17 protein-coding genes and 1 tRNA gene are annotated in these 17,590 nt (G+C 51.8%); 3 read left to right on the forward strand and 15 right to left on the reverse strand.

What is annotated here, in order from left to right:
* Positions 1-16: 16 nt before the first annotated feature.
* Genes ACP9M6_RS11090 through cysD form a run of 4 tightly spaced genes read right to left on the reverse strand, consistent with a single transcriptional unit; the run spans position 17 to position 4,602 of the window.
* The gene (locus ACP9M6_RS11090) at positions 17-778 is read right to left on the reverse strand and encodes an alpha/beta hydrolase family protein (protein ID WP_427451098.1); all 762 of its coding nucleotides are present in this window, start codon (positions 776-778) and stop codon (positions 17-19) included.
* A 17-nt stretch (positions 779-795) separates the two neighbouring features.
* Complete coding sequence (locus tag ACP9M6_RS11095) at positions 796-1,740, reverse strand: DHH family phosphoesterase (protein ID WP_427451100.1); 945 nt, start codon at positions 1,738-1,740, stop codon at positions 796-798.
* 4 nt (positions 1,741-1,744) lie between these two features.
* Positions 1,745-3,655 carry a sulfate adenylyltransferase subunit CysN gene (cysN, locus tag ACP9M6_RS11100; protein ID WP_427451101.1) on the reverse strand — a complete coding sequence of 637 codons (1,911 nt, stop codon included), beginning with the start codon at positions 3,653-3,655 and terminating at the stop codon, positions 1,745-1,747.
* A complete protein-coding gene (gene cysD / locus ACP9M6_RS11105) occupies positions 3,655-4,602 on the reverse strand; it encodes a sulfate adenylyltransferase subunit CysD (protein ID WP_427454784.1) in 948 nt (315 codons plus the stop codon). Before cysD ends, cysN begins: the two co-directional genes overlap by 1 nt.
* Positions 4,603-4,933: 331 nt before the next feature.
* Here cysD and ACP9M6_RS11110 point away from each other — a divergent pair.
* Positions 4,934-5,020, forward strand: a tRNA-Leu gene (locus ACP9M6_RS11110).
* 45 nt (positions 5,021-5,065) lie between these two features.
* On the opposite strand, the gene ACP9M6_RS11115 is transcribed toward ACP9M6_RS11110, so the two are convergent.
* The 6 genes from ACP9M6_RS11115 to ACP9M6_RS11140 all read right to left on the reverse strand — a co-directional run bounded on the left by ACP9M6_RS11115 (position 5,066) and on the right by ACP9M6_RS11140 (position 11,915).
* Entirely contained in the window at positions 5,066-6,817 is a 1,752-nt protein-coding gene (locus ACP9M6_RS11115) for a vWA domain-containing protein (protein WP_427451103.1), read from the reverse strand.
* A 99-nt stretch (positions 6,818-6,916) separates the two neighbouring features.
* A complete protein-coding gene (locus ACP9M6_RS11120; RefSeq protein ID WP_427451105.1) occupies positions 6,917-7,645 on the reverse strand; it encodes a competence/damage-inducible protein A in 729 nt (242 codons plus the stop codon).
* Complete coding sequence (locus tag ACP9M6_RS11125; RefSeq protein WP_427451107.1) at positions 7,642-8,121, reverse strand: YybH family protein; 480 nt, start codon at positions 8,119-8,121, stop codon at positions 7,642-7,644. Before ACP9M6_RS11125 ends, ACP9M6_RS11120 begins: the two co-directional genes overlap by 4 nt.
* Complete coding sequence (gene metF / locus ACP9M6_RS11130; RefSeq protein ID WP_427451108.1) at positions 8,118-9,059, reverse strand: methylenetetrahydrofolate reductase [NAD(P)H]; 942 nt, start codon at positions 9,057-9,059, stop codon at positions 8,118-8,120. Before metF ends, ACP9M6_RS11125 begins: the two co-directional genes overlap by 4 nt.
* A 3-nt stretch (positions 9,060-9,062) precedes the next feature.
* Positions 9,063-10,022: an ArsR/SmtB family transcription factor gene (locus tag ACP9M6_RS11135; protein WP_427451110.1), complete on the reverse strand. Its 960-nt coding sequence runs from the start codon at positions 10,020-10,022 to the stop codon at positions 9,063-9,065.
* Positions 10,023-10,076: 54 nt separating this feature from the next.
* Positions 10,077-11,915 carry a glycoside hydrolase family 9 protein gene (locus tag ACP9M6_RS11140; protein WP_427451112.1) on the reverse strand — a complete coding sequence of 613 codons (1,839 nt, stop codon included), beginning with the start codon at positions 11,913-11,915 and terminating at the stop codon, positions 10,077-10,079.
* A gap of 175 nt (positions 11,916-12,090) precedes the next feature.
* Here ACP9M6_RS11140 and ACP9M6_RS11145 point away from each other — a divergent pair, with 175 nt between their 5' ends.
* Entirely contained in the window at positions 12,091-12,774 is a 684-nt protein-coding gene (locus ACP9M6_RS11145; RefSeq protein WP_427451114.1) for a hypothetical protein, read from the forward strand.
* A 115-nt stretch (positions 12,775-12,889) separates the two neighbouring features.
* Here ACP9M6_RS11145 and ettA read toward each other — a convergent pair whose 3' ends face one another.
* The 3 genes from ettA to ACP9M6_RS11160 all read right to left on the reverse strand — a co-directional run bounded on the left by ettA (position 12,890) and on the right by ACP9M6_RS11160 (position 15,484).
* Positions 12,890-14,548, reverse strand: a complete 1,659-nt coding sequence (gene ettA, locus ACP9M6_RS11150; protein WP_427451116.1) for an energy-dependent translational throttle protein EttA — start codon at positions 14,546-14,548, stop codon at positions 12,890-12,892.
* Positions 14,549-14,635: 87 nt separating this feature from the next.
* Positions 14,636-15,142, reverse strand: a complete 507-nt coding sequence (locus tag ACP9M6_RS11155) for a hypothetical protein (protein ID WP_427451117.1) — start codon at positions 15,140-15,142, stop codon at positions 14,636-14,638.
* Between the two features lie 99 nt (positions 15,143-15,241).
* Complete coding sequence (locus tag ACP9M6_RS11160) at positions 15,242-15,484, reverse strand: helix-turn-helix transcriptional regulator (protein ID WP_427451119.1); 243 nt, start codon at positions 15,482-15,484, stop codon at positions 15,242-15,244.
* Between the two features lie 151 nt (positions 15,485-15,635).
* Here ACP9M6_RS11160 and ACP9M6_RS11165 point away from each other — a divergent pair, with 151 nt between their 5' ends.
* The gene (locus ACP9M6_RS11165; RefSeq protein ID WP_427451120.1) at positions 15,636-16,184 is read left to right on the forward strand and encodes a hypothetical protein; all 549 of its coding nucleotides are present in this window, start codon (positions 15,636-15,638) and stop codon (positions 16,182-16,184) included.
* A gap of 34 nt (positions 16,185-16,218) precedes the next feature.
* Here the strand turns inward: ACP9M6_RS11165 and ACP9M6_RS11170 are convergent, their stop codons facing one another.
* Together ACP9M6_RS11170 and ACP9M6_RS11175 are read right to left on the reverse strand one after the other, a co-directional pair.
* Positions 16,219-16,875, reverse strand: a complete 657-nt coding sequence (locus ACP9M6_RS11170) for a cupin domain-containing protein (protein WP_427451122.1) — start codon at positions 16,873-16,875, stop codon at positions 16,219-16,221.
* Between the two features lie 9 nt (positions 16,876-16,884).
* Positions 16,885-17,505 carry a glutathione S-transferase gene (locus ACP9M6_RS11175; RefSeq protein ID WP_427454785.1) on the reverse strand — a complete coding sequence of 207 codons (621 nt, stop codon included), beginning with the start codon at positions 17,503-17,505 and terminating at the stop codon, positions 16,885-16,887.
* Between the last annotated feature and the right edge of the window lie 85 nt (positions 17,506-17,590).

Consider the following 17,590-nt stretch of genomic DNA (forward strand, 5'->3'; position numbering starts at 1 on the left):
TCTCACAAAATCGAGATCAGATATAGCGGTGAGCCCACGCCGCGAGAACATGGGCAACATATTCTGCATCTGCCGGATTTTTGAGCAGAAGATGGTCTGCGCCGTCAAGGCTGACAAAGCTCTTTGGGTGGCGGGCGTGGCCGTAAATATGCGATGCGTTTTCAATGCCGACAACCCTGTCCTGCGGCGAATGGAAGATGAGAAGACCTCGCTCCAGAGAACTGATTTCCATAGCAATATCGTGATTTTCAATATCTTCCAGGAATTGCTCTTTAATGATGAAGGGTCGCCCGCCAAGGAGGACTTTCGCCTCACCCTCTTCTTCAATTTCCTCAATCTGATCCGCAAATTGATGGACGATGTGGGTCGTGTCGCAGGGACTGCCGATTGTTGCGACGGCTTTCACCTCCGGTATTTCATCTGCAACTTTCAGGGCCGCCGTTCCACCGAAACTATGGCCGATGAGCACGCAAGGTGGACCCTTATGCTCACGAAGATAGCCTGCGGCTTTGCGCAAGTCTTCGCAATTTGAGCTGAAATTCGTGTCGGAAAAATTGCCTTCGCTCTCACCCAGCCCCGTAAAATCGAACCGCAACATACCAAATCCGTCTTCGACGAGGCTTTTTGAAATTGTGCGGATCGGCTTGAGATCTTTGCCAATGGAAAAACCATGCGCGAACAGGACCCAACTTTTGACCTTCCCGTCATCGGGATAGTCAATTTTGGCCGAGAGCGTGTCGCCAAAGGCGCCTTTAAATGTAATTTTTTCCGTGGCCATGCAACTGACCTAACAGACTAAAACGATGTACGGAAGGCTTCGATGAAACGGTCGAGATCACTTTCAGGTAAGTGATTGATCCCAGCGGCGGCAGCCCGACCTCCCCCAGTTTCGAATTGGAGCGCCAAAGTGTCCGCCCCAGCCCGTTTTGAAATCGGCGCACGGATAGAGACGAGGAAGCCACCTTCCTGTTCTGTTAGGATTGCGTGAGCACGGTTAGGATTGTCTTGCGCCAGTTGATTGCCAAACATACCCGAAACACGTCGCGACCCGGCTGCATCCGGAAGAACGCGGGCTTCACAATCGTCACTTGCGAAGACAACTTTTGACTGATCGGCAAGATCGAAATCATTGTGATAGCCCTCTGTCAGAGTCTCAATCACATCTGGTTTCGCCGCGAGGAACGCCATGGGTGTCTCAAACCCAGCCATGGAGTTGTAGAGGTCAGCCGGATGGTAATGAAGATCAGCTTCCGATCCGCCATAACCGTTATAATTCACCATTTCGCCCAGTTCACGAAGGATGGAGAGCGGGAGGTCCGTCCCATTGGCTAGACGCTCCGCCATCGCTGGAAAATTATCGCCATAGGCGGCAGCAACAGCCCAACCGCGATAAGCGCCCTTCAGCCGTTGATCAACGAGAACAGCCGTGCAGATTTCACCCGCCGTGTTGATTGTCGCGTCCAGATTGGGATGATCGGGAATATCGCCCGGATTATGATGGTCAAAATAAACGACCTCTGCCCCATCCGCGAGGATACGGTTGAGGTCGTCCGTATTCGAGCGCATCGCGATATCGAGTACTGTGACGCGATCTCCCTCACCTGCTGGAACACGTGAGAGTAATTTCACATCACGCTTCCGACCCGTGACCAACACCGCATCTTCACGCGGGTCAGCCAATCGCATTTGAACGAGACTGAGGATGCCGTCGGCATCCCCATTAAAGACATCATAATCCATCGGTTTATTCGCCGATGTTAAAGAAGCCGCGCTCGGTCATGTAACCGACAATGTGGTCAGCGGCTTCTTCTGCCGTCATGGCTGTCGTATCGATAACGATTTCAGCGTTTTCAGGCGCTTGATATTCAGAGTCGATACCCGTGAAGTTCTTAATCTCACCCGCGCGAGCGCGAGCATAGAGACCTTTGACATCACGTTTTTCGGCGACCTCCAGCGGCGTATTCACGTGGATTTCAATGAACTCGCCTTCTTCCAATAGATCACGCGCCATCTGACGCTCTGCCCGGTAAGGGGAGATGAAGCTGGCCATCGTGATGAGGCCGGCATCCGTCATCAGCTTACAGACTTCACCGATCCGGCGGATATTCTCAATCCGGTCCGCTTTGGAAAAATTGAGATCGCGGTTGAGGCCGTGACGGACATTATCACCATCCAACGTATAGCTATGACGACCCATATCCATCAGGCGTTTATCGACCAAGTTCGCAATTGTGGATTTGCCCGAACCGGACAGACCCGTGAACCAAAGCAACGCAGGTTTTTGCGCCTTCTGCGCAGCACGAGCGGCCTTGTTCACATCCAGATCTTGCCAGACGACATTCTTCGCCCGACGAAGCGAGAAGTCGAGCATACCCGCGCCCATTGTGGCGTTGGTCTGCTTGTCGATGATAATGAACGCACCCGTATTGCGATTGTTCGTATAGGCATCAAACGCGATAGGCGCTGTTGTCGAGATTGTCGCAACACCGATTTCATTTAGTTCCAGCGTATTGGCCGCGACTTCGGAAAAGTCATTAATATCAATGCGGTGTTTCAGCTTACTAATGCTGGCCGGAACCGTCTTATTCGCTGTCTTGATCAAATATTGACGTCCCGGGAAGAGACGGTTTTCGCTCATCCAGATGATACGGGCTTGGAACTGATCAGACTGTTCGGCGGGCGCATCTGTTTTACAGATGATGTCACCGCGAGAGATGTCAATTTCCGTGTTGAGGGTCAACGTGATCGCCATATCTTCACGCGCAATCTCGCGATTACCGTCCATCGTGACGATCTCTTTGACGGTGGAACGTTTACCTGATGGGACGACGATAATTTCGTCACCGACGGAAACAGTGCCGGACGCGATAGTACCGGAGAAACCGCGGAAATCGAGGTTCGGACGGTTCACCCATTGTACGGGTAGACGGAACGGCGCATCCATTGACACGCTGTCGACATCAACCGTTTCCAAATGGCCGAGCAATGTCGGGCCATTATACCATTCGGATTTCTCGGACCGGTTGATGACATTGTCGCCGTCAAGCGCGGACATCGGGATGCAGGTAATATCGGAAAAGCCGAGATCTTTGGCAAATTCACGGAACTCGACATCGATCTTGTTATAAACGGACTGATCAAAATCGACGATGTCCATCTTGTTCACGGCCACAACGACATGTTTAATACCGACAGTCGACGCGATGAACGCGTGACGACGGGTTTGTTCCTGCACACCGTAACGCGCATCGATTAGCAGAACGGCAACGTCAGCTGTCGAAGCCCCTGTCGCCATGTTTCTTGTGTATTGAACGTGACCTGGTGTATCCGCGACAATAAATTTACGTTTATCTGTGGAGAAGAAACGGTAGGCCACGTCAATCGTAATGCCCTGTTCGCGTTCCGCCGCGAGGCCGTCAACGAGCAATGCGAGGTCGATTTTATCTCCCTGGGTGCCGGATTTTTTACTGTCTTTCTCGATACTTGCGAGCTGGTCTTCATAGATCAGCTTTGAATCATAGAGCAATCGCCCGATGAGAGTCGATTTCCCATCATCCACGGAACCGCAGGTAATGAAGCGAAGATAGGACTTATTTTCCTGTGCCCGCAAATAGGCATGGATGTCAGTCGCGATGAGGTCGTCAAGATGCGCCATTAGAAGTACCCCTCCTCTTTCTTCTGTTCCATGGATGCACCCGCATCCGAATCAATCACGCGGCCTTGGCGTTCCGATGTTGTGGTCAGGAGCATTTCCTGAATAACCTCTGGAAGTGTGTCAGCCTCAGACTCGACTGCACCCGTGAGCGGGTAACATCCCAGTGTCCGGAAACGAACCATCTTCTCTTCGACAACTTCACCTTCTGCGATGGGCATACGCTCATCATCGACCATGAAGTACACGCCGTCTTTTTTCACGACAGGGCGTTTTTTGGAAAGGTAGAGATCAGGAATTTGAATTTTCTCACGCTCAATATATTGCCATATATCCAGCTCGGTCCAATTCGAGATCGGGAAGACCCGCATGCTTTCGCCTTTTTGAACGCGCGTATTGTAGATGTTCCAAAGCTCTGGTCGCTGGTTCTTAGCGTCCCAACGGTGATTCTCGGATCGGAAAGAGAAGATACGCTCTTTCGCGCGTGACTTCTCTTCATCACGACGTGCGCCACCGAAAGCAGCATCGAAACCGTATTTGTCGAGGGCCTGTTTCAGACCTTGCGTCTTCATCACATCGGTGTGGACGGCAGAGCCATATGTGAAGGGGTTCATGTCCTGCTCGACACCATCCGGATTGATATGAACGAGGAGTTCCATGCCAACTTCTTTCGCGCGGCGATCACGGAATTCGTACATTTCCTTGAACTTCCAGCGCGTATCCACATGCATGAGCGGGAATGGTGGAGGTGACGGGTAGAAAGCTTTTTCGGCCAAGTGCAACATGACAGAGCTATCTTTACCCACGGAGTAAAGCATGACGGGGTTTTCGCACTGCGATGCAACTTCACGCATGATGTGGATGCTTTCCGCTTCCAGACGATCCAAATGGGTCATCCGCAGGGCGTTTTCTGGATCAGACTCGTCTTCGAGACCAAGCAATTTTTCCATCGCGGCGTCCAGCGTTTTGATGGTCATCTGACCCCCTTCACGTAAGCGAGCAATACCCTTGCCGTCATTGAATAGTTTGCGCGACAGGGTCGAGACAGATTGTCCCGTCGTGTCGGCGAGCGCGTCAACGCGCTTCAAAAAATCTTCGATCATGCTCATAATAAGCGCCTCATATCCATCGTGGGATTTGTCCCACAGGCAGCCTGATATAAAATCACTCAAACAGAGTCAAGGCAAAGTGGGAAACATCCCATAGATGTGGGGGTCATGTAGAAGGGGGTTCACGAAAGGCTTGCGTCATCAAACGGTTTTGCTATGTGCAGGGTCCACTGCGGGCGTGGTGGAATTGGTAGACACGCAAGACTTAAAATCTTGTTCTGGCAACGGAGTGCGGGTTCGATTCCCGCCGCCCGCACCAACATTAGAGTTCAGCTAAACTGACGTTGCGGTCTCAACCAACGCTCTATCTTTCGTTCAATTTCGAAGCCGTTTCTATCAACTCCAAAAACTCAGCGCGGTATCCATAACGATCCCGTCCCTTCGCCCGCTTAGCGATGTCCGATAGTTCCGCCAAATCCAAATCTTCCGCAAACCCATCATCGCGCAAGCCCAAAGCATATCCACCAACAGCGGCAGCCAATTGCGTCGCGTCCGGCGCACGGCGCAGTGACGCATATTCATCATCGGATCGAATGGCTTTTGAGATGAGTGTAGACGTCGCCTCACCCGGTTTCTTATATCGCAGTTTCAAGAAACCATATTCGTTGGAAAATAAGTCCTCAGAGGTTTCAACCTCCGCCTGCCCATAGCGTAACGGGTCAACAAATCTACTCACGGCACCAACGGGTAAAATCTCGTAAATCGCTGTCACAGAATGACCAGAACCAATATCTCCGGCATCGACTTTATCATTGTTAAAGTCCTGCCGACGCAGCGCGCGGGTTTCATACCCTAACAAGCGGTATTCAGAGACGAGCGTCGGATTAAATTCGACTTGCAGTTTCAGGTCATCCGCAATTGGGATGAGGTTTTTGGCAAAATCAGTCACGAAGACTTTCCGCGCCTCCTGCAGCGTGTCGATATAATAGGCCGTCCCATTTCCGTTCTGCGCCAAAGCCTGCATACGATTATCTTTTAGGTCGCCCTGCCCAAAGCCCAAGACCGAGAGATAAACACCCGTTTCGCGCTTCTCCTCTACGAATTGTTTCAAGTCAGCAGGGTCAGAAATGCCAATATTGAAATCTCCGTCCGTAGCCAAAATGACGCGGTTCACACCGTCCTCCATGAAACTCTGTTCAGCCACACGGTAGGCCTGCTGCAGTCCGGCCTCTCCATTCGTCCCGCCTTTCGCAACGAGAGGCGCCAGCGCAGCCCGAATAGCTGCGCGTCGGTTACCGGGTGTCGGCACCAAAATCGTTTCCATGCGCGGACCGTAAGTCACGATTGAGACCCGGTCTTCGGACTCTAACTCCTCCAAAAGCGGTTCAAAGGAGCGCTTTAGCAAGGCCAGTTTATTCTCCGCGTCCATCGAGCCGGAAATATCGACGAGAAAGACGAGGTTCATAGGCGGGCGTTTAGATTTTGGCGGTGCATAACCCTGTACGCCAATGTGAATTAATTTGGTCTCCGCATTCCACGGCGACGGCACAATTGCGACACTGGGTTTAAATGGCTCACGCTGAGAGCGCGGCTTGTCATAATCATAATCGAAATAATTTAGAATTTCCTCAATCCGTATCGCGTCCTTCGGCGGGCGCTGGCCCCGCTTTAGGAAACTCCGCGCTACAGAATAGCTGGCCGTGTCAACATCAGATGAAAATGTCGACACGGGCGAATCCGCGACATGTTTATATGGGTTGGATGTAAATGCCTCAAACTCATCGCGGCTTGGAAACTCACGAATAACCTGCCCGGCTTCATCCCGAATGACATATGTCGAATTGCCCTCTGGGCTCTCAATGATGTCGACAATCTGCCCATTCCCAATTGCGAAACTATTCTGGAAAACCGGCTCCGCCGCAACTTGGCTTGGGCTGAAAACAAGAGACCCATCCCACGCTTGGTAAGAGGCAACCGGTGCAGGCGGCGCTGGCTTTACCGCCCGCGTGCCAGATGTCACGACAATCTCCGCATCAACAGGTCCAGTGGCGGGCTCCCCCACAGTCTCACAGGCCGCCAGTCCTAAAATAGCGGCACTTATCAAAAATTTTCTCATGAGGCGTTCCCCAGCTATGGTATGACGACTCTAAATCGCCGTAATATTTCCATATGCATTCCATAATCCGACCAAATTAGGGCCGGAAAATGGAGACAATCAGACCTCTAGAGAGATCACTAATCGCTGAAGCTCTTCCTCAACAGCAGCCAGCATGCCCTCATCTTGTGATCTGGCAACGAAATTGACGCCGCGAAGATCATCATTGAACCAAGGATAACTACCAATGGACACGCCGGGATGCGCGGCTTCAATTTCGGCCAGACGTGCAGCGGCATCGCCCTCCCCTATACCACCTGCACTGACCGTAATCTGATGAACTTTTGCGCCGCCCTCAATCCGGTGCGTGATATCTGCCAACATACCGCGCATAATTTGCGGCACACCGGCCAGAGTGAAGACATTACGCGTCTGAAACCCTGGCGCTTGACTGACAGGATTCGCGATAAGTGACGCCCCGTCGGGAATACGCGCCATACGGCGGCGGGCGGGATTCAATTCGTCCAAGCTATACCGCTCCCGCAAAGCTTCAATCGCATCCGCTCTCTCAGAAATATCCAGCTCAAAAGCCGCAGCAATACAATCTGCCGTAATATCGTCATGCGTCGGACCAATGCCACCCGTTGTAAAGACGTAATCAAAACGATCTGAAAAGGCGCGGACTGTGTCTCTAATGACTTCGGCATTATCGGGAAGAATACGGGCTTCGCCGACCTGAACACCTAAGGTTTCAAGAAATTTCGCAATCACACCTAAATTCGTATCTTGCGTTCTACCGGAGAGGAGTTCGTCACCGATAAGCAAAACGCCCGCTCTGACATCACTCATTTCGCTGAACTCGTATGATCGGAGACAATCACCCAGTCCCCGTCAATCCGCTGGAAATGCAGCGTGAATAATCCGTTGGGGCGATCATCTTTACGCTCCAGTGCCCAACGACCAAATACGAGCGCATTATCCTCGCCTAGCACCTGAACCTCCAAATCAGTGAAGGCTAATTCACCCATCGTGGCGCGGTCGGGATAACGCGACAGATAGCCGTCCAAGGTCGCCTGCCAGCCCATATTGATTTTTCCGCCAGAGGCGAAACGCAGAGCCTCGCTGCGGTGATAGCCCGCCATAAAAGTCTCAATATCGCCGGAATTCCAAGCCTGTTCTTGGTCATCCATGACGGTCACAATATCTACGGGATCAAACGCAGTTGACGCTTTCGATATCAGGCCGTGGAGAGTCCACCCGACCCCTGTTCCAACAATGCCGCCCAGCACGGCGAAAATGAGTAGGTTCCTCGGGGACTTCATCATGCGACGGCTCCATTGGATTTGCGGCGGTGTAGGCCCAGAATACGGCTCACGGCGCTGGCGATTTCCGCCCGGTTGAGTGTGTAGAGGTGGAAATGATCAACGCCCCGATCGCGGAGTTCCGCCGTCAGTTCCGCAGCTAATGTTGCGGTCAGCATATCGCGCTGCACCGCATCATCATCTAATCCATCGAATAAATCCGCATACCAATCGGGCACAGCGACGCCGCACATTTTCGACATGCGGGCCAGTCCCTTAAAATTGGGTTGCAGCATAAGGCCGGGGACAATCGGAATATCTATGCCTGCATCGAGGACGCGGTCCTGAAACCGCCAGAAGATATCGGGCGAGAAAAAGAATTGCGTAATGGCCCGCGTCGCGCCCGCATCGACCTTGCGTTTCAGATTATCTATTTCCGTGCGCCAGTCGGAACTTTCGGGATGCCGTTCGGGATAGGCGGAGACACTGACTTCAAAATCCTCAATCTTTTTAAGACCTTCAATCAAATCATTCGCGTAAGCATAGCCATTGGGATGCGGGGTATAGGCCTCACCAATCCCGTCAGACGGGTCCCCGCGCAAGGCCACAATATGGCGGACGCCAGCGTCCCAATATTCACGGGCAACCATATCAATTTCATTCCGCGTGGCATCGACGCAGGTCAAATGCGCGGCGGGGGCGAAGTCAGTTTCTTCCACCATCCGTGCAACGGTGCGGTGCGTGCGCTCTCGCGTCGAGCCGCCCGCCCCGTAGGTCACGGAAACAAAATTGGGCTGTAGCGGCGCGAGTTTTTCTATCGAGCTCCAGAGTTTGTCTTCCATCTTCTGGTTCTTTGGCGGGAAGAATTCGAAACTGACTTTCAGGTCGGGCTGTTCAGCGGCCGCGCGCGCAATCGCGCCGACAGGTGCGTTGGGGTCACGGTGAGGAAGCGGAGCTTTCATGGCTTATCCAGTTGCAAGTTTTGCGGCAGGCTTTCGCGCGTGCCAGATTTTGACGGTGGGTGTGTCGGCTTTCCCGGACGGAACAGCGGAGACGGATTGCAGGTCTAGACCCGTCTCGGACAGATAACGCGCGATCTCCGTCTCTTCAAAGCCGAGGCGGCGATGGGCATAATCCTCACGGTAATTTTCCAGCGTATGATGTTCGAAGTCCGTGAGTAAAAGATGACCCTCCGGCGCGAGCAGACGCGCGGCCTCTCGAATGGCGAGGATGGGATCGTCGAGGAAGTGCAGGACCTGATGCAGGGTTACGAGATCGGCACTGCCCGCCGATAGCTTCGTTTGCGTCAAATCGGCCTGTTGGACGGATAAATGGTCAAACGCCGTTTCCGCGAGCGTGTGGCGCGCCACGCGGAGCATATCCGCGCTGGCATCCACCCCTGCCCCGCGGTCAATATGTGGCGCGAAGACTTCTAGCATCCTGCCCGTTCCCGTGCCGAGATCGACCATGAAACCGAGGACGGCTTCCGGCAGGAGTGCCAACATAGCGGCCTCAATATCCGCTTGCGGAAGATATTCATGACCCAATTGCTCACGGTCATTCGCAACCGAGGCGAAGAAGGCTTCGGCTTGGCGGGACCGTTCCGCGCGCACATCCGAGAGGCGCGCGCGGTCTGCAGCGAGGTCTGCATCATTATAGGGCAGCGTTGCCAAGGCCGTCGCGACGACGGCAGAGACACCTGCATTGTCCTGGCGCAGGCGGGAGAAGACCCAGCTCCCCTCGCGCATCCGTTCAATTATCCCCGCCTCTTCGAGGGACTTTATATATTGCGTGACGCGCGGTTGGGAGAGATCGAGGATTTTGACGAGCTCGCTGACCGTCAACTCGCCCTGGCTCAACAGGGCCAAGAGCCGTAACCGATCGGGATGACCGAGAGTTTTCAGAGCTGTCGCAATCCGCTTCATGCGATGCGTCTAAAACAGAACGCATAAAGAGTATATAAGAAAATCTTTATATGACTATCTGGCGAATTTCGATAGCAGGCGAAGATAGGCAATCTGGTAGCTGTTGGAGTTTTCCGTCACCTCCCAACTATTGATCGGCCAGCCCTCGTTGAAATCCGCATAGGACTTGGTGGGCGGTTGTCCGCTGGGCGGGATTTTCGCCGGAATTTTGCACATCTTCGCGCCATATCCACCGCAAACAGTGTCGCAGCAATCATCGCGGGAATAGCTGTCATTCGGCCCTCCGACCAAGAAGCCCGGTGCGGGTCCGATTTTAGACACACCAACTTTGTCCCATTTCGTTCCGTCCTTGAACCACGCATGGTAGAACTCTGTGACGGAATTTTCCGCACCGTACCCACCCATATTGGACAGATAGACCTTGTTCAGCGGGTTCACGCCGTGAATATAATGGAGATAGCCCGACGCCGCGTTGAGATAATCCGTCTTGGATTGCGAGCCGAGGTCCGCCGCAATCGCTTGCGTGTAAACCATACCGCGACGGGATTTCGTGGAATTGCTGCCCCACCAATAGCCGTCGACATAGGACCGATAAGCATCCTCATTCGACCTGATTTTGGGCCAGCCATTATAGGCATTCAGGATTTTCGCCTCATAATCACGCTTGATACGGGCTGCGAATTTTGGCGGCGTGTTGGCCTGTCGCGCGTGGAACAGTAGGTCATAGGCCATCATGCCCTCGAACCCGTCCGGTGTGTTAGATTGCATTGGGTCGATTTCGTCATAGACCTCCTGAATAACTTTATCGAAATAGCCGTCCCCGCGCATCGCCTTCATCTGGATAGCGGAGATCAGGATTTTCTTGGCTAGACGGTCGGCCTCGACCTCCTGTTGTCCGGCGGCGAGACCCTCGGAATTTGATCGCGGATCATTATTGTAGAACTTCACGTTCGGGTTTGCTTCGAACCACTGCCACGCCTTATCCGCGCGGGCCGCATAGCGTTTCCCGTCCTCCCCGCCATAAACACGCGCCGCTATGGCGAACGCCCCAGCAGAGGTGACAGTCGCGGAACTATTGGGCGGACCGTAACGGGACGGGCCTTTGGATTTTGACGGCGGAGACCCTTCGGCCAAACTCATCACGGACAGCATCGCGCCGTCCTCATTCTGCATCCGTTCCAGCCAATCGAGCCCCCATTTCACCTCGTCCAGAATATCGGGCGTGCCGTTGCCGGATTCCGGAATACCGAAATCATCCGTCCAGACGGTTGGGTTCTCTAGGTAAGCACCGAGAAGCCATGTCACATAATTCGCGGTCCAACTCGTATATTTATTGTAATCGCCGGCGTCATACCACCCGCCCCGCAGATCGCGTTCGGTCGAGCGGTCCTTCATCCGGTTGAACAGCCGTGCCTGCGGGTCCTGCCCCTTGCCGAGATGGCTGGCCTTATCCGCCCAAGGTCCGGCATATCGCGCCGTCTTCTCGAACCCCGCACGTTGCAGGTACATCGTCTTGAAGGCGGCTTTCAGAACGGGCGTATAAACATCCGGTGCGATCTCGAAACCATAGCTTTCCACGCCCCGATCCAGATCGCGCACAACATATTGGCCTGACGCCGTGACGGCAGAAAAATCGAAATGCCAGACGCGGTCACCGGAATTCTCGTCCACCTGCCCGTTTTTCCATTGAGTCGGTGAGCCCGTAAAAACTGTTTGTCCGGACTGTTTATTTATGACTACATAGCGTTTGCCGGGAACATGCGCTCGGCGTTCATCAAACCCAATTTGCGGGTCTTTGATGACAGCGACTTTTTCAAGGTTCGGGAGATAGCCGAATTGATCGACAATAATATACGGCACACCAGGTCGTTGGGCATGGGCGGAGGTCGACATTGCTAACGTTAAGACTGTGAGGAAAAATCGCTTCATATATTCATGGAGCCTGACGGAGTTGGAAGTGTCAAGTTGCAACAATTCGAAATCACGGTTGAATTTTCCAAATTCTCAATGCTCCTCTGAGAAGAAGAAATTGATTTGCAACCAAATCGGTAAAAGCTAAGCATAAGTTATGCGATCATCTCTTCTAGCTATATTGTTTTTTGGTGCGTGCACGACAATTCCGACAAACAGCACACCTAGTTTGTTTATTGGAGAGATCACTAAGGTCGAATTGCTCTTCGGTGAACCATATCGAAGCAATTGGCCCGTTACCAAGAAGCAATCTCATACCGGAGAAGACGACATTATTGTATCCAACGCCTGCGGATATGCAAAGGCAACTTTCCGTAATGTAAATTCAAGTAAAAATGGCGACCCACAATTTTTAGTCGGTGAGACAATAGGTGAATGGTGCGAAAATCCTTTTCGGTCAATTGAACACCACAAACATTATTTAATCCTTCCACTAACTAAAAACAAAAATAGACCATGGCATAAAGGAACCTATAAAAGCGTCGTCATGCCGATATATGAAGGCAAATTTGGGTATTATGCCGACCCGTATGATATAATCTACGCTGACGCATATGATTTCAGCCGAGAAGACGAGTATTTTGCATTCACAGAAACTTTGAGAGCCTTAGATCTTTATCAGTATCTAGAAGCCCCTGTGAATCCGATTGTGATAAGACGCTTAGAGGGTGACGAGACGATTACTCTTGATGCGTTTGAGCAAAATATTTACGCCGTTGAAGACAGAAACTTGCTGCTTATAAATGCTCTTAAAATTGATCATTTATACGCTTACGAGTAATTTTAGTTTTGAAACTCGCTAAGAAGCGGGCTGATTTTACATCGAGATGGTGTGATTTATCGACAAAGCTGAAATCGATTCTCTGGATCGATTTCCAAGACGCTTTCTCGTTAAATCACCGCGCAAATTTCACGAATTTCAGTTTCTTCGGCATATCCGCATCCGGACCCAGACGACGTTTCTTATCTTCGATATAGTCCGCGAAGTTCCCTTCGAACCATTCGACATGGCTGTCCCCTTCATAGGCGAGGATATGTGTGGCGACGCGGTCGAGGAAGAAGCGATCATGGGAGATGACCACGGCACAGCCCGGGAATTTCTCCAGCGCGATTTCGAGCGATGACAGCGTTTCACGGTCCAAATCGTTGGTTGGCTCATCGAGGAGAAGCAGGTTGGCGGGTTTCGTCAACATCTTCGCGAGGTTGACGCGGTTGCGTTCCCCACCGGAGAGTTGTCCGACATTCTTCTGCTGATCTGTGCCCTTGAAGTTGAACGACCCAACATAAGCCCTTGATGGAACTTCCCTTTTACCCATCACAATGATGTCCAAACCATCAGAAATGGCTTCCCAGATATTCTTGCTGGGGTCGAGGGCGGCGCGGTTCTGATCAACATATCCGAGTTCGACGGTTTCGCCGACCTTGAACGTGCCTTCATCCGGTTGCTCTTCACCCGTGATCATTTTGAACAGTGTGGTTTTACCCGCCCCGTTCGGACCGATCACGCCAACAATACCACCGCGTGGCAGCTTGAACGACAGGTCTTTAATGAGGAGTTTATCGCCAAAGCCCTTAGAGACATTATTCGCTTCGACCACAATATTGCCGAGACGCTCACCCATCGGGATGCGGATTTCGGCATGGGAGACGACTTCATTATCTGCAGCATTTTTGAGATCTTCATAGGCGCTGATCCGCGCTTTGGATTTTGTCTGACGCGCTTTTGGATTGGACCGGATCCATTCCAATTCACGCTTCAATGCCTTGGTCTTGGAATCGCTCTCGCGCCCTTCCTGATCCATGCGTTTGGCTTTTGCAGCCAACCAAGAGGAGTAATTCCCCTCATGTGGGTAGGTTTTACCGCGATCCACTTCGAGCGTCCAATTCGTGATATTGTCAAGGAAGTAGCGATCATGGGTAATCAGAATAATCGCGCCTTTATAACTGACGAGATAATTCTCAAGCCAAGCGACAGTTTCGGCATCCAAATGGTTGGTCGGCTCATCAAGCAATAGCAGGTCGGGTTTGGACAGCAACAACTGACAAAGCGCGACACGACGCGCCTCCCCGCCGGAGAGAGATGTGACCGGATCATCTTTCGGCGGGCAGCGTAGAGCCTGCATCGCCATTTCAATCTTGGAGTCGATATCCCAAGCATCGCGGGCATCGACCTGCTCTTGCAGGGCCGTCATCTCTTCCATCAATTCGTCCGTATATTCCTCGGCCATTTTCATGGCGACCGCGTTATATTCGTCGAAAATCTGCTTGTCCTCACAGCCCACAATCACGTTTTCCCAGACGGTCTTGTCCTGATCCAACTTTGGTTCCTGCGGCAGATAACCAACTTTGACGCCTTCAGCGGCCCAGTGTTCGCCTGTGACCTCTGTATCCACGCCCGCCATGACTTTCATCAGGGTCGATTTACCGGCCCCGTTCACCCCGATCAGGCCAATCTTGGCATCAGGGTAGAAGGACAGATGGACGTTATCAAGGATGGTCTTATTGCCGAATTTCTTCGTCAGACCTTGCATGTGGTAGCAGAATTGGCGGGCCATATCGCGCTCTTTATATCAAGTATGAATTTGCGCGCGATATGTGGTGATAGGACCTGAATTGCAAGAGGTTTGGGCGGTAGGCTGCCTCTAATGCTCGCCCACTAAATCCTCGTCCTCAAATTCATCGATCGGGCGGATTTTACACAGCGCGTAGAAGATTTGAATATACATTCCCAGAAGAAGGAATACGAACAAACCAGTCATTGCCTCATAAAGGCTGTTAATTGACAAATCCACATCAAGGTATTTGCCGAAAAGCATTGCTCCTAGAACCAAAGTAAACCCGATATAAAGCAGCGTTTGAAAAGCGAAGGCCATCGACTCATGCTTTAATCTAATCTCCCATTCATCCAGATATTTATCTCGACCATAAAAGCGATTTGCGAGTGGCGTAAAGGCGAAGCAAAGAACGGAGATAAAGCTGATCAACAAGATGGGTGTCGAAACGACTTTTGGAATGATGTCATAGCTCGCCAATATTCCCACGGGAATGGCTGGCAGAGAGAGTATCGCAAACCATTTTACTCGGTTCAAAGACGCCCGCTTCATACTCCCCTCCCTAAATTGGAATAAATCAGCATACCATTTCATCATGTCTCTCTCCTTACGTTCCCAAGAGGAGTGCCAAGAGCACATCCAGTACCGCGAGCCATATCTCGCCAATCATCTGTAATACCGAAGCCATTATACGTCCTATTCCGCTGCTCTAATTTCAGCCAGTTGCTCGGCCATGGATTTGAAGGGTCGCGGGCTGAACGCCATATCGATTGGGACGCTGAAAAATTCAGCCAATTTAAAAGCCAATTCCAATGACGCGTTATAGTCCCCCCGCTCCAGATAGCCGATGGTCTGGAAATTAACGCCGACGGCCTCTGCCAGATCTTTGCGAGACAAACCCTTCTCAATGCGCAACGTTTTAATACGGTTATAAATCATATTATTGCATATACACAACATTTTGATATTCTCAACAACTTTATTTTCATTCCTCAATAAATCCAGACTTCCGCTCACATGGCTGTGAAAACACGTGATTGGCATAATTGACCATTCGGTTTATATAGATCCCATCAATAAGGAGAACACAATGTTCAACATGATGAAGATTATATCCGTTTCGACCCTGACCGCGATTGCGCTGGCTGGAGCCGTTTCAACGCCTGCCTTTGCCGACCACAAAAATGACCGCCACGCGCATCAGCATGACACACGCGGCGATAATGACGCCCTTGTCGGCGGGGCCATCGGCGCCCTGCTTGGCGGTGTCGTCGGATCAGAAATTGCCGGATCGGGCAATGGGACCGAAGGCGCAATACTTGGCGCGCTCGTCGGCGGCGCAGCCGGTGTCGCAATCGCAGATGATGGTCGTGACCGTCGTTTTGATGACAGACGTTTCAACGATAGGCGTTTCAACGATAGGCGTTTCGACAGACGGTCCGATTTCAGACGCGGTTCGGATTATTACGACTATGATTATAACTATCGGCGAAATCGCCACAGTACCTATCGTGGGCGGTCTTTTGACCGGTACTCACATGATCGCTTTGGCAGCCGCTCTTCGATTCATAGAGGCGGGTTTAACTCACACCGTGGGAATTCGTTTCGCAAGTTCAAGAAACTTAAGAAACATCACTAAAATAAAAAAAAGGCCCCGATTGGGGCCTTTTTGTTTAATCCGGCAGATGTCCGGTCTTCACGTAAATGAGACACCCCTCTTCGCTGAACGGATTATGCTGGGACAAATGCGGGCTGCGCATCCATGTTCCTTTCGGATAATCGCCCATCTCGTCTTGGAAAGTACCTTCCAGAACAAGGATTTCTTCCCCGCCCCAATGGCGGTGCGGTGCGAAATGCGTGCCGGGGGCCCAACGGACCAGCGCACAGCTCTCGCCCTCAAAACTGTGTAGCGGAAATACGCTAAGACCGGGCACTTGCCCCGGCATGAATTGCGCTTTTTTTGTGTCGATGGAAAACTGTTCCGTGTCTCTTTCGTCAAACTGATGCAGTTTCACAAAAATCTCACAGCCCTCTTTCGAATGCGGCTTATGCGACGTACCAATCGGGTTACGGAAATAGCTCCCCGCGGGATAATCACCGTGTTCATCCGAGAAGACACCGCTAAGGACGAGGATTTCTTCGCCCCCGCTATGTGTGTGCGGACTGAAATATGATTCCGGCGCGTATCTGACGATGGTCGTAGCGCGGGCCACTTCATCGCCGATACGGTCCAATTTACGCCGCTCAACTCCCGCCATAGGAGACGGCTCCCATGCCAGGGTATTCGTGTCGATGACGACGCGCTGACTAAAATCATCATTGAGATTCATGGTTAGACCTTAACCTGAAACACTTGGCCTTGCCGAGACTTTTTCGCGCCAAGCTTTAAGGTTTGAAAGATCGGATGGAATCTCAACTTTCGCGAAGTCGGCAAAGCCTAAACCTGCAAAAGCGGTAATATCGGCCACGCTGAACTGATCACCTGCGAGATATTCCGCTTCGGCCAGAACAGAGTCCAAGTATCGCATCGTGCTCACGGCGCGAAGTTTCTGCATCTCGCCCCAATCGGCATTCTGATTCGTCTCTAAATCAGGTCCAAGGCCGGGAGTTGCATGATGGAAGTAGGCTCCAACCGCATCGACCAATCCGCTTTCCGCGCGGAGGTTCATCATCTGAGTTTTTGCGCGTTGTGTCGGGGTATCGCCTATCAGAGACGGGCCATCAAAATGACCGTCAATATATTCCGTAATCGCCGTACATTGTGATATAGAAGTGCCACACGGTAATTCCGCATATGGCACCGTTGCATCAGGGTTTCTCGCCTTAAAAGCCTCTGTCCTGTGTTCACCGCCCATCACATCCACAGTGAAAAACTCAACCTGATCCATCGCTCCCTTCTCCGCCAATGCGATCCTCACACGGGCGGGGTTAGGGAAACCCTCTACATCATAAATCTTCATCATAAACTCCATTATCTACCTAGTGATAGATAGTCTTAACTCTCTATCTCCTGATAGGCAAGCCTTGTTATTTGACCTTTTTCTG

It is taken from the genome of Litorimonas sp. WD9-15 (assembly GCF_050271975.1).
Classification (GTDB): domain Bacteria; phylum Pseudomonadota; class Alphaproteobacteria; order Caulobacterales; family Maricaulaceae; genus Litorimonas.

What these genes read in the sequence shown, in the direction of transcription:
- ettA (WP_427451116.1), bottom strand. Translation starts at nt 14,548, where the DNA reads ATGGCCCGCCAATTCTGCTACCACATGCAAGGTCTGACGAAGAAATTC.
- ACP9M6_RS11175 (WP_427454785.1), bottom strand. Translation starts at nt 17,505, where the DNA reads ATGAAGATTTATGATGTAGAGGGTTTCCCTAACCCCGCCCGTGTGAGG.
- ACP9M6_RS11125 (WP_427451107.1), bottom strand. Translation starts at nt 8,121, where the DNA reads ATGATGAAGTCCCCGAGGAACCTACTCATTTTCGCCGTGCTGGGCGGC.
- ACP9M6_RS11170 (WP_427451122.1), bottom strand. Translation starts at nt 16,875, where the DNA reads ATGAATCTCAATGATGATTTTAGTCAGCGCGTCGTCATCGACACGAAT.
- ACP9M6_RS11115 (WP_427451103.1), bottom strand. Translation starts at nt 6,817, where the DNA reads ATGAGAAAATTTTTGATAAGTGCCGCTATTTTAGGACTGGCGGCCTGT.
- ACP9M6_RS11145 (WP_427451114.1), top strand. Translation starts at nt 12,091, where the DNA reads ATGCGATCATCTCTTCTAGCTATATTGTTTTTTGGTGCGTGCACGACA.
- ACP9M6_RS11155 (WP_427451117.1), bottom strand. Translation starts at nt 15,142, where the DNA reads ATGATGAAATGGTATGCTGATTTATTCCAATTTAGGGAGGGGAGTATG.
- ACP9M6_RS11140 (WP_427451112.1), bottom strand. Translation starts at nt 11,915, where the DNA reads ATGTCGACCTCCGCCCATGCCCAACGACCTGGTGTGCCGTATATTATT.
- ACP9M6_RS11160 (WP_427451119.1), bottom strand. Translation starts at nt 15,484, where the DNA reads ATGATTTATAACCGTATTAAAACGTTGCGCATTGAGAAGGGTTTGTCT.
- ACP9M6_RS11120 (WP_427451105.1), bottom strand. Translation starts at nt 7,645, where the DNA reads ATGAGTGATGTCAGAGCGGGCGTTTTGCTTATCGGTGACGAACTCCTC.
- metF (WP_427451108.1), bottom strand. Translation starts at nt 9,059, where the DNA reads ATGAAAGCTCCGCTTCCTCACCGTGACCCCAACGCACCTGTCGGCGCG.
- ACP9M6_RS11135 (WP_427451110.1), bottom strand. Translation starts at nt 10,022, where the DNA reads ATGAAGCGGATTGCGACAGCTCTGAAAACTCTCGGTCATCCCGATCGG.
- ACP9M6_RS11090 (WP_427451098.1), bottom strand. Translation starts at nt 778, where the DNA reads ATGGCCACGGAAAAAATTACATTTAAAGGCGCCTTTGGCGACACGCTC.
- ACP9M6_RS11095 (WP_427451100.1), bottom strand. Translation starts at nt 1,740, where the DNA reads ATGGATTATGATGTCTTTAATGGGGATGCCGACGGCATCCTCAGTCTC.
- ACP9M6_RS11165 (WP_427451120.1), top strand. Translation starts at nt 15,636, where the DNA reads ATGTTCAACATGATGAAGATTATATCCGTTTCGACCCTGACCGCGATT.
- cysD (WP_427454784.1), bottom strand. Translation starts at nt 4,602, where the DNA reads ATGGAAAAATTGCTTGGTCTCGAAGACGAGTCTGATCCAGAAAACGCC.
- cysN (WP_427451101.1), bottom strand. Translation starts at nt 3,655, where the DNA reads ATGGCGCATCTTGACGACCTCATCGCGACTGACATCCATGCCTATTTG.